A 14,727-nucleotide genomic window follows, 5' to 3' on the forward strand; every position below is an offset into this window, starting at 1 on the left:
CTGAAAGTGCTTTAGCTTGGCATTAAAATTACGTAAAATCTCGTATTTTAGGTTTCTTGTGTTCAAATAACTTGAAATACAGATTTTATAAATCTGGAATATGTAATAGTAGGCATTAAATAGGAAGAAAAAGGCATAAAAAAACCTATTTCGTGAGGAAATAGGTTTTTAATCTGGTGATCCCGCTGGGATTCGAACCCAGGACCACTACATTAAAAGTGTAATGCTCTACCAGCTGAGCTACGGAATCATTTTCTCATCAAACTAAAAACCTCAAATCCTGAAGTTTTTTGGTGATCCCGCTGGGATTCGAACCCAGGACCACTACATTAAAAGTGTAATGCTCTACCAGCTGAGCTACGGAATCATGCTCCTTTTGTTTGATGAGGGTGCAAAGATAGGATTATAAAATTATTCTGCTAAATAAATTGAGAAATATTTTTAATTATTTTGAAGTATTTAGCTAACTCTTTAATTCTCATTACAGTGCGTTTTCCTACTTTCTGGAAATAACCTTATTTAATCCTTTTCATTACAATAGGATCGGGGATATCTACTATCAAAGGGACCTTTTCTACCGTAACAAAGCTAGAGTCTAATCCAAAGCCGCGCTTCTCAGAGATACTCAAAAGTTTCAATATTCTATGGTACGACATCGTAACCCGCTCAATAAATTTCAAGCTGTTAGAGTTTGAAATGATTTTCTCTAGTACAACAAATCTAAAGTCACCGGGAATTTTTTGAGCTTTTAACGATTCGTACTTACTCGTAATGTCAATTTCACCGCTCTGCACCAATTCTTCCACCACTTTTCTGAATAATGCATTAACCCTTTGTTCAACCCTAAAACCTAGCCTAAAATCGATTCTAATCAATTTTCCCGGTATCATTTGGTCTACTTCATACTCTAAGGTATATGGCTCGTCAGTAACGTCTACATGCAGCAACCAGTAAACATCTGCTCTTTTAGGATGTTTCTGGATAATAGAATAAATAACTGATGATTCAATCTCACTGTTAAAGTTAGCACTGGTAAGATAAACGAGGTTAGACGAGTATTTGGCAATAGAAGCATCAGCACTTATGTTTTTAATCAACTGATAGAAATCCTGAATGTCTACAAACTTCATATATCTGTTTCTAATTCTACGTCCGTTGTGCCATGTCCACATAACCGAGAACAATGTGATACCCAGAATTAAGGTAAACCATCCACCATGCAGAATTTTTGCTGCATTTCCCGCCAAAAATGTCAGCTCAATAACTCCATAGATCAACAAAAATATTCCTATTAAATACCTTGGAACCTTTTTCCTTAAAAGGAATACAGAAACCAAAATAGTAGTCATTAACATGGCCACTGTAATAGACAAACCATAAGCGGCCTCCATATTAACAGATTTCTGGAAAATCAGTACCACAATGATACAACCAACCATTAATATCCAGTTCATAGAAGGGACATACAATTGGCCTTTCTGCTCACTGGGATAATTAATTTTAACCTTTGGCCAAAGGTTAAGCCTAACAGCCTCAGCAATCAATGTAAATGAACCCGATATAAGGGCCTGACTGGCAATAGCCGCCGCCACAGTTGCAATCGCAATACCGTATATCAGGAACCAATCCGGCATTAAATGATAGAAGGGATTTACATCGCCCAGATGTTTGCCTTGTAAATTCCATAACCAAACACCCTGGCCCATATAGTTTAATATCAAGCATATCTTTACGTAGATCCAACTAATCCTGATGTTAGAGCGACCGCAGTGACCCAAATCTGAATACAAAGCCTCAGCTCCCGTAGTACATAAAAATACCGCCCCGATGATTAAAAAAGCCTCAGGATTGGTAGTAAGAATATGATAAGCATAGTACGGATTAATTGCCTTTAGTATCACAGGCAGCTCCATAACATGCACAAAACCTAAAACGGCAATCATGGTAAACCAAAGCCACATAATAGGGCCAAAGGCTTTGCCAACAAGCGAGGTTCCAAATTGCTGCAAGCCAAACAGAAAAATAATGATGGCCAGTACAATGGGAACAGTAGGCAGGTCATGATAGATAAGTCCCAAACCCTCAATGGCAGCCGAAACAGTAACCGCAGGGGTCATTATCCCATCGGCAAGCAAGGCTGCCCCACCAACCATAGCCGGTATGATCAGCCATTTGGCTTTTCGCTTAACTAAAGAAAAAAGAGAGAAAATCCCACCTTCACCTTTATTATCAGCCTGTAAAGTAATAATAACGTATTTGATGGTGGTTTGTAAGGTAAGTGTCCAAACTATACAGGATAAACCTCCTAAAATAAGATCTTGTGTAATCAGTCGATCTCCAATAATTGCTTTAAATACATATAGGGGAGAAGTACCAATATCTCCATAGATAATACCTAAACTGATTAGTAATCCTGCAGCACTTAGCTTTTGAATGTGTTTATGATGGCCCATGGCTTTTTAAAAAAATATTGCGGCAAATGTATGAATAATCTATAACGAAAAAACCCCGGAAGAAAATTAGCCGTAAAGCCAAGATTCTTACCGGGGTTAGGTGAAATAATCACCTCTCCGTACAAATCGTTTTTTATGGATTCATCTTAACAAGATCAGCATTGTAAAGTTTGTCTGTAACCCCTTTTAATTTGGCTGCAGGTACTTTAATTACTTTTCTGTCATAAGTCATTAATCCATTAGTTTCTTGCTCAACATCAGTAGTTTGGGTATATACAGCTGCCGAAAGTCCTTTTTTAATTAGTCCTTCCATCTCAGTCATAAATGAAGCGTATTTATCAAACAATTCATCTGCGGTCTTAAATGTCTGATATCCCCAGTTATCTTTTTCTTTCCAGGTATGTCCCGGTACAGGTAAACCTAAGCCACCGTATTCACCTAAAACAATTGCATGAGTTGGGCCAAAAAGGTCAGGTCTAGGCATTCTAGGATTAGGATAATGGTGTAAATCAACAATATCGCCAGTTACAACATGGTTCCCACCACTTGCACTGTTTACCAGACGAGAAGGATCTTTTTCTTTAGTCCATTCCGCAATTTCTTTGGTTTTAAATTGTCCCCATGCTTCGTTAAACGGAGTCCAGACAACAATACTGGGGAAGTTATGCAAGTCATCCATGATCTTGTTCCATTCCTTGCGGTATATCGCTTCAGATTCTGCAGAGCGGTCTTTATCTGTACCACCCATTGTACCTAAATTAGGTTCCCATTGGTTACCCAAATCTCCACTTGGCATATCCTGCCATACCAAAATACCTTGTTTATCACATTCATAATACCAGCGTGCAGGCTCCACTTTAATGTGCTTACGGATCATATTAAAGCCCATTTCTTTGGTTTTAATAATATCGAATTTCAAAGCCTCGTCGGTAGGGGCAGTATATAAACCATCTGGCCACCATCCCTGATCCAACGGTCCATATTGAAATACAAACTTGTCATTCAGCAACATTCTTTGGATGCCGTTAGCATCCGGACCCATTGATGATTTACGCATTGCGAAGTAACTCTTAACCTCATCGACTGGTTTTCCATTACGTACCAACGCAACTTTTAAGTCGTATAAGAATGGGTTTGCAGGGGACCATAGTTTCGGATTCGCAATAACCAATGTAGCTGCCTCGGTGGCATCTACCTCTTGCTCAGAAACCTTAGATGCACCATCAAAAGCTGTGATTCTTAACTTATCACCAGCTTGCGCTGCTTGCACATCAGCAGAAACAGTTAAAGATTTAGCATCAATATCTGGCGTTTGTTTGGTCGAAGCGATATAGCTTTTGGCAACGCTTTCTAACCATACGGTTTGCCATATTCCGGTAACTGGTGTATACCAGATGCCTTCTGGTTTTATTTGTTGTTTACCTCTAGGTTGTGGCCCATTATCCGTTGGATCCCAAACACTAACAGTTAATTCTTGTTTGCCGCCTTTTTTTAAGAAAGGAGTGATGTCAAAAGAAAATGGATCAAATCCGCCTTCATGTGTGCCAACTTTTTTCCCGTTTAAGTAGATTTCCGATTTCCAGTCCACCGCACCAAAATGCAATAAAATGGTGTTTTTCATATTAGAAGGCACAGAAAAGCTGGTTCGGTACCATAGCAGGCTATCTTTACCAACAGTTTTACCTACACCAGATAAAGATGATTCAACTGCAAAAGGAACTAATATTTTACCTTGATAGGCTTTAGGCTCGCTTTCATTTTTGTGATTGATAGAGTAGTTCCATAAACCATTTAAATTTTTCCAGTTATTACTGCGTACCAATTGTGGTCTTGGATACTCAGGAAGTGGGTTTGCAGGGTTTAATTTTTCCGCCCATGGCGTAGAGATCTTTCCGGGTACTGGTTTCCAATTTTCTGATTGTGCTGAAGCGATCAGCGACTGGGAAAGGCATAGCCCGATTAAGTAAGAGAATAATTTCATAAAATGAATACTTGGTTTAATGATTTGTGTGTTCCTCCCTGCTTAACAGGCCGAACGAATATTCAAATAAAGGAATTATGTTTTGACAAATCGGCTCAAAATTTATTCAAATCGTCGCAATTTGATTTGAAATTAATTAATTTGGCCCATTCAAGAACCCCCTGGTAATTGTAACGTTAACCATTTACAAACTAAACTTGAAAAAGCTAACCACAACTGCTCTTTTCCTATTTGTTTTTTTAAACCTTCTAAAGGCACAGCCTTATTATTTCAGGCATTATCAGGTAGAACAAGGTTTGTCTTACAACTCCGTATTTAGCATTGTACAAGATTCAAAAGGCTTTTTATGGTTTGGGACAAAAGATGGCTTAAATAGGTTTGATGGATATAGCTTTAAAGTATTCCGTAGCAAGCCAGGCGATACTACCAGCCTCAGAAATAATGTGATCAGGGCAATTTTTGAAGATGCAAGAAAGCAACTTTGGGTAGGAACTTCAAACGGATTGTATTGCTATAATGACACTACACAGCAATTTAAGTTAGTGCCAATAACACTTAATAAAGGTGTTTGGGATATGAAGAGCCATGGTAACGGTGATATATGTTTTATTGCCGATCGTAAACTCTATAAGTATAACAGGAGTAAGCACACATTCGAAGAATTTAGTAAACATCAGGATTTTGAAGCTACGGCTACTACGTTTTCAAGGGATGGAACACTATGGGTATCATCACCCGATGGATTAATCAGAAAGTATAATAAAGCAAACGATAGCTTTACGTCGTTCAACCTTTTTAAAAATTCACCACCCGTTATCTCTCATTGGATAGATAAAATATACACTACAGCCTCTAATTCTATTTTAGTAGGAACTTCACATCAGGGTGTAAAACTGTTTGATCTTGTTACATTAAGCTATAAGGATATTTTAACCTTTAATAAGGATAAGACCAGCATTTATGCCAAGAACTTTATTCATAATAATGGAGATGAATATTGGGTAGCAACAGAATCAGGTGTATTTGTTTACAACTTAAAAACAGGGAAATATACCAATCTGCGTAAAAATCCAAATGACCGGTACGCCATATCAGATAATGCGGTTTATACCTTTGCTAAAGATAAAGAAGGTGGTATTTGGGTAGGTACTTATTTTGGTGGGGTTAATTATTATCCAAAACCATTTACCTTTTTCGATAAGTTTTTCCCGCAAAACAATAAACGATCACTTAGCGGAAGTGCCATTCGCGAGATCTGTAACGATAAATTTGGAAACTTATGGGTGGGTACAGAGGACGCCGGGGTAAACAAGATTTCGCCCAATGGCGATTTTACCGCATTTATTCCTGATGGATCTAAAGGTAGTATAGCTCATACGAACGTTCATGGCTTAAAAGCCATAGGCGATGAATTATGGATAGGCACATATGAGCAGGGGCTAGACATACTAGATATAAAATCGGGCAAAGTAATCAGGCATTACGACAAAGGAGATGCCCCAAATGCACTTAACAGCAACTTTGTTGATTGCTTTTATCAAACCCGTTCCGGAGACATTCTGGTTGGTACTGCCGATGGATTGTATCGCTACAATAAAACCACTCATGATTTTACCCTAATTAAAGAGGTTCCGCAAAATTTCCATTATACAGCTATAACAGAAGATGCTGATGGCACTATCTGGATAGCAACAATAAGCGGTGGTCTTTTGTATTTTAACCCTAAAACGAATAAACAAGGCTTCTATAGAAATGATGCTCAGAACGAAAATAGCTTAAGTGATAATTTTGTAAACGGGGTGTTCATCTCTGTCGATAAAACACTGTGGGTCACCACGGAAAATGGCTTAAACCAATTCAATCCTGTAGATAAAACTTTTAAAAGATATGGCACGAAGGATGGCTTCCCCAGCGATGTTTTCTATAAAACTGAGGAGGATAAGGCAGGTAATTTATGGATCAGTTCCTCTAAAGGACTAATTTGCTATAATCCCAAAACAAAGAAAATAAGGGTATACACCACAGCGAACGGATTGCTGAGCGATCAGTTCAATTATAACTCATCATTTCAGGATGCCGGCGGTCAGATCTATTTTGGCAGTGTAAATGGTTTGGTAAGCTTTAACCCTTCGCAATTTAAACAAAACACCATTGTACCTCAGGTTTACATTACAGGCTTCCAGGTATTTAATCAGGAACTGTTGATCAATGCTGAAGGTTCTCCGCTTAAAAAATCAATATCCTATACAGATCAGATCAAACTTAAATACGATCAGTCTACCTTTAGTATTGATTTTGCAGCACTTGCATATACCGATCACGAAACTGCGGAATATGCTTATAAGCTAGAAGGGATCGATAAAGATTTTACCTATCTTAAAAAGAACAGGAGGGTGTTCTATACCAAGCTTAGCCCAGGTATATATACCTTTCTTGTTAAGGGTGCCAACAGTAGTGGCGTATGGAACGAAACACCAAGGGAATTAATTATAGAAATATCTCCTCCGTTTTGGTTAAGTGGTTGGGCTTATTTGTTTTATCTGCTGTTATCTATCGCTGCAGTTTATGCTCTAGTGATATACACTAATAATAAAATTAAGCTTAGAAACAAGAGGAGGATAGAACAGCTGGAGAACCAAAAAGAAAGGGAAATCTATGAGGCTAAAATTGAATTCTTTACGCAGATAACACATGAGATAAGAACACCACTTACTTTAATAAAAGGGCCATTAGAAACAGTCATAAAAAAATATGCCCCGGTTCCAGAGGTACTTAACTATCTGCTTACAATGGAAAAGAATGCCGACAGGCTTTTGCATTTAACCAACCAGCTGCTCGATTTCAGAAAGATAGAGTCGAGGGAATATTGCCTTAACCTGATGAAAAGTAACATCAGCGAAATTTTAAGAGAACATTACCTAAGGTTCAAAAATGCAGCTGAAGAAAAGCAGATTCACTTTCAGCTCAATTTACCACAAACGGAGTTTTATAGCAAAGCCGATGCCGAAGCAGTTAATAAGATTTTAAGCAATTTACTAAGCAATGCCATTAAATATGCCGATAAAAGAGTTGATGTCTTGCTGCTTAATCCTGATCCTTACTCTAATCAATACGCTGTAGTAGTTAAAAACGACGGTTTTTTAATCCCGGAAGAAATGAGGGAAAGAATCTTTGAATCGTTTGTCAGGTTAAAGGAAACATCCAATCAAATCGGTACAGGTATAGGACTGGCACTTGCACGCTCTTTGTCCAGGTTACATGGCGGTACTTTAACATTTCGTGCCGATGAAAATGAAATGAATGTATTTGAAGTAAAATTGCCTTATTATCCTTCTAACGAAGCCATCGAAGAAAAATCAGTTCAACGGGAAATCATAACCGCCCCGGTTTATCAGGAAGTAAGCCCAGAAATTGAAAATACAATTCAAGAAGCTAAACCGCTGATATTGTTGGTAGATGATAATGCCGATATCCTACAGTTCATTTCAAAAGAACTTAGTTCTACGTACAATTGCATTACCGCCTCTAATGGTCAGATAGCACTTGATATGATAAAAGAGCATACTGTACAACTGATCGTTAGCGATGTAATGATGCCAGTTATGGATGGCTATGAGCTCTGCAGGCAGATAAAAACCAATCTTGATTATAGCCATATTCCCCTTATTTTACTTACAGCAAAAAGTGCATTTCAATCAAAGATAGAAGGCTTAGAAATAGGCGCCGACGCATATATAGAGAAACCCTTCTCGCCGCAACACTTACAAGTGCAAATTCAAAACCTTTTGTTCAACAGAAATCAATTAAAAGACTACTTCGTAAGGTCACCTTTAATTCATATAAAAAGCATTGCCCATACTAAGCCTGATGAGATTCTTTTAGAAAAACTGAATGACTTTATCCTTAAAAACATTGCAAACCGTGATCTGGATGTAGACAAACTAGCCGAAACATTAAACATGAGCCGGGCCACATTCTATCGTAAAATAAAGTCCATTTCTAACCTGTCGCCAAACGAGCTCATCAATATCACACGACTTAAAAAAGCGGCAGAACTACTTGTAGAAACAAATTATAAAATTCAGCAAATAGCTGATTTAACAGGTTTTACCTCTCAATCTCAATTAGGTAGGGCGTTTACAAAGCAGTTTGGTGTAACACCGTCAGAGTATGCTAATAATTTCATCAGGAAAAATGAATAAATTAGAGCATGAACCGCAGAACACAATATAAGTTAAGACAACTTGGAGTAATTATAATTGCATGGCTCATTATTGGCTTTATAATGGCCGTTTATGATCATATGATATTATACACCAATAATTCATTGGGCCCATCTGCCGACTATACTTTTCTTTCATCGGTCATTAGAAACATGTTTGCTGCACTGGTTGGTGCTCTTTTAGGCGGAAGTCTGCTCGTATTCTTTGTAAATGTAAAGTACCAGGACAAGTCTTACGGCTATACCGTACTTGCGGTAATGATATCTTTTGTACTTATTATTTTGTTCATCAACGTCTTGTTTCGTATTTTTTCTGTTCAGGATACGCACCGACTTTTTAAAAATGGTCTTGCCTGGGGTATAGTAGTGGCTGTTACCCAATTGCTTTTGCAAATCAATAGCAAGTTTGGCCATGGCACGTTCTGGAATATTGTAAGTGGAAAATACAATACTCCAAGAGAGGAACAACGCATTTTTATGTTTCTGGACATCAATTCATCCACAACTATAGCTGAACAGTTAGGTGATCAAAAATACCATGAATTTCTTAAGGACTTCTTTACCGACATTACCAACCCCATACTGGACAACAAAGGAGAAATATACCAGTATGCCGGCGACGAAGTTATTGTGGCCTGGAAGTATGAGGACGGGATTGAAAACAGCATGTGTGTACGATGTTTTTTCGATATTAAGACCTACATTAACAGTATAAAAAATAAATACCTGAAGCGTTATGGTGTGGTGCCTACCTTCAAAGCCGGAATCCATTGCGGTAAAGTCGTAGCTGGCGAGGTTGGAATAATTAAGCGGGATATAACCTACTCAGGTGATGTATTAAACACAACTTCCAGGATCCAGGGAATGTGTAAGCTGTACGATGAAGAAGTAATTGCATCTTCAGAGCTCATAAACAAGCTTCAGTTAACCAGCAGTTATATAGTGCAGGCCCTGGGGTCAATAAAATTAAAAGGCAAAGAGCACGAAATGCTGCTCAGCTCTGTTAAACCAAATATTTCTTCATAAAATATCTCTTATTATGCCATCACATGCGTTGCCAATACTATCATCATTATTAGATAACGATTTTTATAAAATTACTATGCAGCAGGGGGTAATTCGTTTATTTCCTGCTGCAAAAGCACGATATGCATTTATAAATCGGGGTAAACATTCATTTCCTGATGGTTTTGCAAAAGCCTTAAGAGAGGCCGTAAATGAAATGGCCACATTAAAATTAAGCAGAGAAGAAAAACACTTTTTGCAGGTAAACTGCCCATATCTTGATCCTGTATATCTTGATTTTCTGGAAGGATACCGGTACAATCCGGAAGAAATATACATCACGCAAAACGGAGATCAGCTTGAGGTACATGTAGAAGGCCTATGGTACCGAACCATTTTATGGGAAGTACCATTGATGTCGCTCATTTGTGAGCTTTTCTACATCCTTAATGATTCCCAAAGGATTTCTAACGACGAGGTAATTAACCATACTAAAGAAAAGATCGAAAACTACCGCCGTTTAGGTGTTACAGTAGCAGAGTTTGGTACCCGTCGCAGGTACTCTTATCAAGTGCATAGATTGGTACTTCAGGCGCTTAGCCAATATGGCGAGGGTTCATTTATAGGTACCAGCAATGTACATATGGCCATGATCCATAAAACAAAACCAATTGGAACCCATGCCCATGAATGGTTTATGTTTCATGCCGCACGCTATGGCTTTAAAATGGCCAATGCAACAGGATTGGAGCATTGGGTAGCCGTTTACCGTGGCGATTTGGGGATTGCATTATCTGATACTTATACTACCGAAGTGTTCTTTAAACAGTTCGATAAAATGTTTTCGAAGCTGTTCGATGGCGTTAGGCACGATAGTGGCGATGCATTACTTTTTGCCGATAAAGTAATTTCGCATTACAACAGCATGGGCATCGATCCAAGAACCAAAACCATAATTTTTTCTGATGGATTGAACTATGAAAAAGTAGCACGCATTGCTGATCATTGTCGGGATAAAATTGGAATGTCATTTGGAATAGGTACAAACCTTACCAACGATGCCGGTCCTGAAGCAATGAATATTGTGATAAAAATGACTGAGGCACAGCCAAAGGATGGGGAGTGGACAGAGGTTGTGAAGCTTTCTGACGAACCTGGAAAGCACACGGGAACCGAACGCATGATCAATCTTGCCAAAACCATTCTGGAGATAGATTAGAAAAGAACAGCTTTACGCAACGAATTTGTTGCTATTACTTTAAGTCGCAGGAAATTTCTAGTTTTAGTAACTAAAATAAACTCAACACATGAAATCAAAAACTTTGTTTAATTGCTGCATGGCGGTTATTATCTTTACTATGGGTAGTTCAATGCAATCGATTGCTGCTGCCCACCAAAAACAATTTTATCAAATAACGGTGTATCACCTTAAAACCAAGGCTCAGGAAGAAAGGGTAGATAAATTCCTCTCAGAAGCTTATGTGCCTGCAGCTCATCGTTTAGGTATTAAAACAGTAGGTGTATTTAAATCTGCAGATATCGATACTGCTACCGATAAAAAGATCTATGTATTTCTTGCTTTTCAATCACTAAAACAGTTTAGCGAAGTGTCTAGATTGCTTTTAAAAGATAAAGAACTGGCAACAAAAGGAGCTGACTATGTAAATGCAGCTTACAATGATGCAGCTTTTGTAAGAAAAGAAAACATCATTTTAGAGGCATTTACAGGAATGCCAACATTAAAGAAACCCGTATTCAGTAATGCCAAAAGCGAGCGTATATATGAATTACGTAGCTACGAAAGTGCTTCTGAAAAGCAGCATGTTAATAAAGTTCAAATGTTTAACAATGAAGAAGTTGAAATCTTTGATCGTATAGGTAGCCAGGCCGTATTCTACGGTGAAGTATTAGCTGGTAGCCGTATGCCAAACCTGATGTATTTAACCACTTACAGCGATAAAAAATCGAGAGATGAACATTGGAAAGTTTTTGGTGCCGATCCAAAATGGAAACGTGTATCAGCTTTGCCTGAATATCAGAATAATGTTTCAAGAAACGATACTCAATTTATTGTTCCTACGGACTATTCTGATTTTTAAAATTTATGAATATAAAACATATAGTTTTACTAATCGTGTTACTTTGTGCAAGTAGTGTATTTGCACAAAGTAAACACGGTAAAACATCACGGTTTAAAAGCTATAAGGGTTTAATTATGGCTGGCTATCAGGGCTGGCATAATGCCGCGGAAGATGGTGCTGGCCGAGGCTGGTATCACTACCAATCTAAAGGAAAATTTGAACCTGGGAGTACAAATGTCGATTTATGGCCAGAAACAAGTGAGCTAAAAAAGGTATATCAAACATCTTTTGTACACGCTGATGGCAGTGCTGCTTATCTGCCAAGCGCTCATGATGCATCAACTGTTGAAACTCATTTTAAATGGATGAAAGATTACGGACTGGATGGTGTTTTTATGCAGCGTTTTGTAGCAGAGATCAGAGGAAAATCTGGCCGCAATCATTTCAATACCGTACTTGGAAATGCTTTGACGTCCTCACAAAAAAATGGAAGAGCTATTTCTGTAATGTACGATTTGTCTGGCACCAGAGATAGTGTTGACGTACCGGTGCTCATTAACGATTGGAAAAACCTGGTCGACAGTATGAAAATAACCAGCCAGGGGAACAATCAAACCTATTTATACCACAACGGAAAGCCTCTTGTGGTTTTGTGGGGAGTTGGATTTGGAGATAATCGGAAGTATACCCTAAAGGATGTTGCAAAAATGGTCGATTTTTTAAAGAATGACCCTGTATACGGTGGCTGTTCGGTAATGTTAGGCGTACCTACTTACTGGCGTGAATTTGGAAACGACACAGAGAAGAACCCATTGCTTCATGAGATCATGAAAAAAGCAGATATCATCCATCCATGGACCATTGGCAGATATGGCAATGAAACTGCATATAATAAATACGCAGAGGTTCAAAAAGGGGATATAGCCTGGTGTAAGCAAAATAAGCTCGATTATGTTGGGGTTGTATTTCCGGGCTTCAGCTGGCACAATATGAATCCAAAATCCCCGTCTAACCAAATTCCAAGAAACAGGGGCAAGTTCTTTTGGAAACAACTCTCTACGGCTATAAAAAATGGTGCAGAGATGCTTTATGTCGCTATGTTTGACGAGGTAGACGAGGGAACAGCTATTTTTAAAATATCTAAAAAKSMMSSRGNYGKCGNNWGTASRKWTGTAACCTTCGAGGAAGATATTCCTTCTGATTACTACATGTACCTTTCGGGATATGCTGGTAAAATGCTTAGAAAACAAGTTCCTTTCAGAGAAGATGTTCCTTTACCGCCAAAGCAAAAATAATTTTCCTAATTTTCCACGGATAATTAATCAGATCATTAAATGAAGGTTGTGTTAAACAGAAAAAGTTTTGCATTGGTTTTTTTGCTGCTGGCTACTGGCGTATGTTTTGCTCAGAAAAAGGTTAAAAAGCAAGGGGTCAGCGATAGGGTCTTTTGGCTGCAACAAATGGATAAGATGGTGAGACCCGTGCTATACGATCTCTCTAATGACAGTCTGAGGATAAAAATGCCACAGGTAACCTCTAATACCACAGATAATAAAGCACAGCGGATACAAGTGCAATATCTTGAAGTTTTAGGCAGGGTTTTGAGTGGCATAGCGCCCTGGCTGCAATTAGAGGGTGGTAATGCTGCGGAAAAGGATTTGCGCAAGCAGTACCGCAATATGGTGTTGAAAGGACTTGCTAACGCCTTGGATTCCAATAAAAAGGACTTTATGCGCTTTGATCTGGCAGGTCAGCAACTGGTAGATGCCTCATTTTTGTCTTTTGCTTTTGTAAGGGCTCCCTGGCTTTGGGAAAATCTTGGTAAACAGGAAAAAGAGCGATTGGTGAGCTCCATAAAAACCACCAGGAAATTTAAACCTGGCTTTTCTAACTGGTTGCTTTTTTCGGCAATGAACGAAGCATTTTTGTGTAAGTATGGGTTCGAGTGGGACCCAATGAGGGTCGATTATGCCATGCAGCAACTGGAACAATGGTATGTTGGAGATGGGCTTTATTCCGATGGACCCGTGTTTGCACTGGACTACTATAATAGCTTTGTAATTCATCCCTATCTGGCAGCAATAACAGAAATTGTCAATAAAAAAAACAATGGGTATAACGCATTATCCGAAAAAATAAAGAAACGTAATGAACGCTACGCGGAAATTCAGGAAAGGATGATTAATATAGATGGAACCTATCCAGCAACTGGTCGCTCTCTTATTTATCGTGGCGCAGCGTTTCACCACCTGGCCGATATGGCTTGGCGTAAAGAACTGCCAAAGCAGTTAACAGCTGCTCAGGTACGTTGTGCACTTACCGCTGTAATCAGAAAAACATTAGAAAGCCCATCCACGTATAAAAATGGGTGGCTTTCTCTTGGTGTTTATGGTCAGCAACCGTCAATAGCAGACACTTACAACAATCAGGGAAGCCCTTATTTAAGCACCAGTATATTCCTGCCGCTTGGCTTGCCTTCAACAGATCCCTTCTGGGCAAACCCACCTGAAAAATGGAGTGCCCAAAAGATCTGGAGTGGCGAAGATTTTCCAAACGACCATGGTGTTGACCTTAGGTAACGCTAAACTAGTCTACAGCCTTAAAAACATAATTGCCAGAGCCGATTTCCAGTAAAGCGAAACCCTTTTTAATTCCCTTAAATGCAACTTCCTTGTTGTTTTTTATAAGGGTTTCTCCTTCGTAGATCTTTGTATTTTCCGAGGCAGGTATATAGATTGTGGCTTTGGAGTTTACAGGCACCTCTATCTTCAGTTCAAAGTTGTTTTCAGTTTTGCTCCAATCAGAAACAACATTTCCGTAAGGGGTTTTATAGCTGGCTCTTGCATGGGTAATATTTCCAACCTGTTCAGGTTTTATTTCCAGTTTATCATAAGCTATTGCATCAGCAGCGGCCTTTATTCCACCCAAGCCACTGTACAGCCATTCCATCAAATGACCCAGCATAAAATGATTATTGGACACAAA

General features: G+C 38.7%; 8 protein-coding genes, 2 tRNA genes and 1 pseudogene. 6 read left to right on the plus strand and 5 right to left on the minus strand.

All coding sequences use genetic code 11. The features are described from left to right. Positions 1-174: 174 nt before the first annotated feature. The 4 genes from N824_RS11145 to N824_RS11160 all read right to left on the minus strand — a co-directional run bounded on the left by N824_RS11145 (position 175) and on the right by N824_RS11160 (position 4,434). A tRNA-Lys gene (locus N824_RS11145) sits at positions 175-250 on the minus strand. Positions 251-291: 41 nt separating this feature from the next. Continuing rightward, a tRNA-Lys gene (locus tag N824_RS11150) sits at positions 292-367 on the minus strand. Positions 368-515: 148 nt separating this feature from the next. Next, positions 516-2,453, minus strand: a complete 1,938-nt coding sequence (locus tag N824_RS11155) for a KUP/HAK/KT family potassium transporter (protein ID WP_048905230.1) — start codon at positions 2,451-2,453, stop codon at positions 516-518. A gap of 133 nt (positions 2,454-2,586) precedes the next feature. Then, positions 2,587-4,434 (minus strand): glycoside hydrolase family 2 protein, encoded by a 1,848-nt coding sequence (locus N824_RS11160; RefSeq protein WP_048905231.1) that lies wholly within the window; start codon positions 4,432-4,434, stop codon positions 2,587-2,589. Between the two features lie 197 nt (positions 4,435-4,631). On the opposite strand from N824_RS11160, the gene N824_RS11165 reads away from it, so the two are divergent. The 6 genes and pseudogenes from N824_RS11165 (at position 4,632) to N824_RS11190 (ending at position 14,321) form a co-directional block, all read left to right on the plus strand. Then, on the plus strand, positions 4,632-8,636 hold the full coding sequence (locus N824_RS11165) for a hybrid sensor histidine kinase/response regulator transcription factor (RefSeq protein WP_048905232.1): 4,005 nt from the start codon (positions 4,632-4,634) through the stop codon (positions 8,634-8,636). Positions 8,637-8,644: 8 nt separating this feature from the next. Continuing rightward, positions 8,645-9,682 (plus strand): adenylate/guanylate cyclase domain-containing protein, encoded by a 1,038-nt coding sequence (locus N824_RS11170; protein ID WP_048905233.1) that lies wholly within the window; start codon positions 8,645-8,647, stop codon positions 9,680-9,682. Between the two features lie 13 nt (positions 9,683-9,695). Further along, a complete protein-coding gene (pncB, locus tag N824_RS11175; RefSeq protein WP_048905234.1) occupies positions 9,696-10,880 on the plus strand; it encodes a nicotinate phosphoribosyltransferase in 1,185 nt (394 codons plus the stop codon). Positions 10,881-10,968: 88 nt separating this feature from the next. Beyond that, positions 10,969-11,760 (plus strand): NIPSNAP family protein, encoded by a 792-nt coding sequence (locus tag N824_RS11180; RefSeq protein ID WP_235207078.1) that lies wholly within the window; start codon positions 10,969-10,971, stop codon positions 11,758-11,760. Positions 11,761-11,765: 5 nt separating this feature from the next. Further along, positions 11,766-13,037, plus strand: a pseudogene (locus N824_RS11185) (glycoside hydrolase family 71/99-like protein). Positions 13,038-13,076: 39 nt separating this feature from the next. Next, positions 13,077-14,321, plus strand: coding sequence for a DUF2264 domain-containing protein (locus tag N824_RS11190; protein WP_084498276.1), 1,245 nt, complete (start codon positions 13,077-13,079; stop codon positions 14,319-14,321). Positions 14,322-14,328: 7 nt separating this feature from the next. On the opposite strand, the gene N824_RS11195 is transcribed toward N824_RS11190, so the two are convergent. Next, a partial coding sequence (locus tag N824_RS11195; RefSeq protein WP_152542180.1) for an alpha-L-rhamnosidase C-terminal domain-containing protein occupies positions 14,329-14,727 on the minus strand: 399 nt, incomplete at its 5' end.

The organism is Pedobacter sp. V48 (assembly GCF_000523515.1).
GTDB lineage: Bacteria > Bacteroidota > Bacteroidia > Sphingobacteriales > Sphingobacteriaceae > Pedobacter.

Bases quoted from the DNA above. Each gene is read 5' to 3' on its own strand.
- N824_RS11155 (WP_048905230.1), bottom strand. From the start codon at position 2,453: ATGGGCCATCATAAACACATTCAAAAGCTAAGTGCTGCAGGATTACTA.
- N824_RS11160 (WP_048905231.1), bottom strand. From the start codon at position 4,434: ATGAAATTATTCTCTTACTTAATCGGGCTATGCCTTTCCCAGTCGCTG.
- N824_RS11170 (WP_048905233.1), top strand. From the start codon at position 8,645: ATGAACCGCAGAACACAATATAAGTTAAGACAACTTGGAGTAATTATA.
- pncB (WP_048905234.1), top strand. From the start codon at position 9,696: ATGCCATCACATGCGTTGCCAATACTATCATCATTATTAGATAACGAT.
- N824_RS11180 (WP_235207078.1), top strand. From the start codon at position 10,969: ATGAAATCAAAAACTTTGTTTAATTGCTGCATGGCGGTTATTATCTTT.
- N824_RS11190 (WP_084498276.1), top strand. From the start codon at position 13,077: ATGAAGGTTGTGTTAAACAGAAAAAGTTTTGCATTGGTTTTTTTGCTG.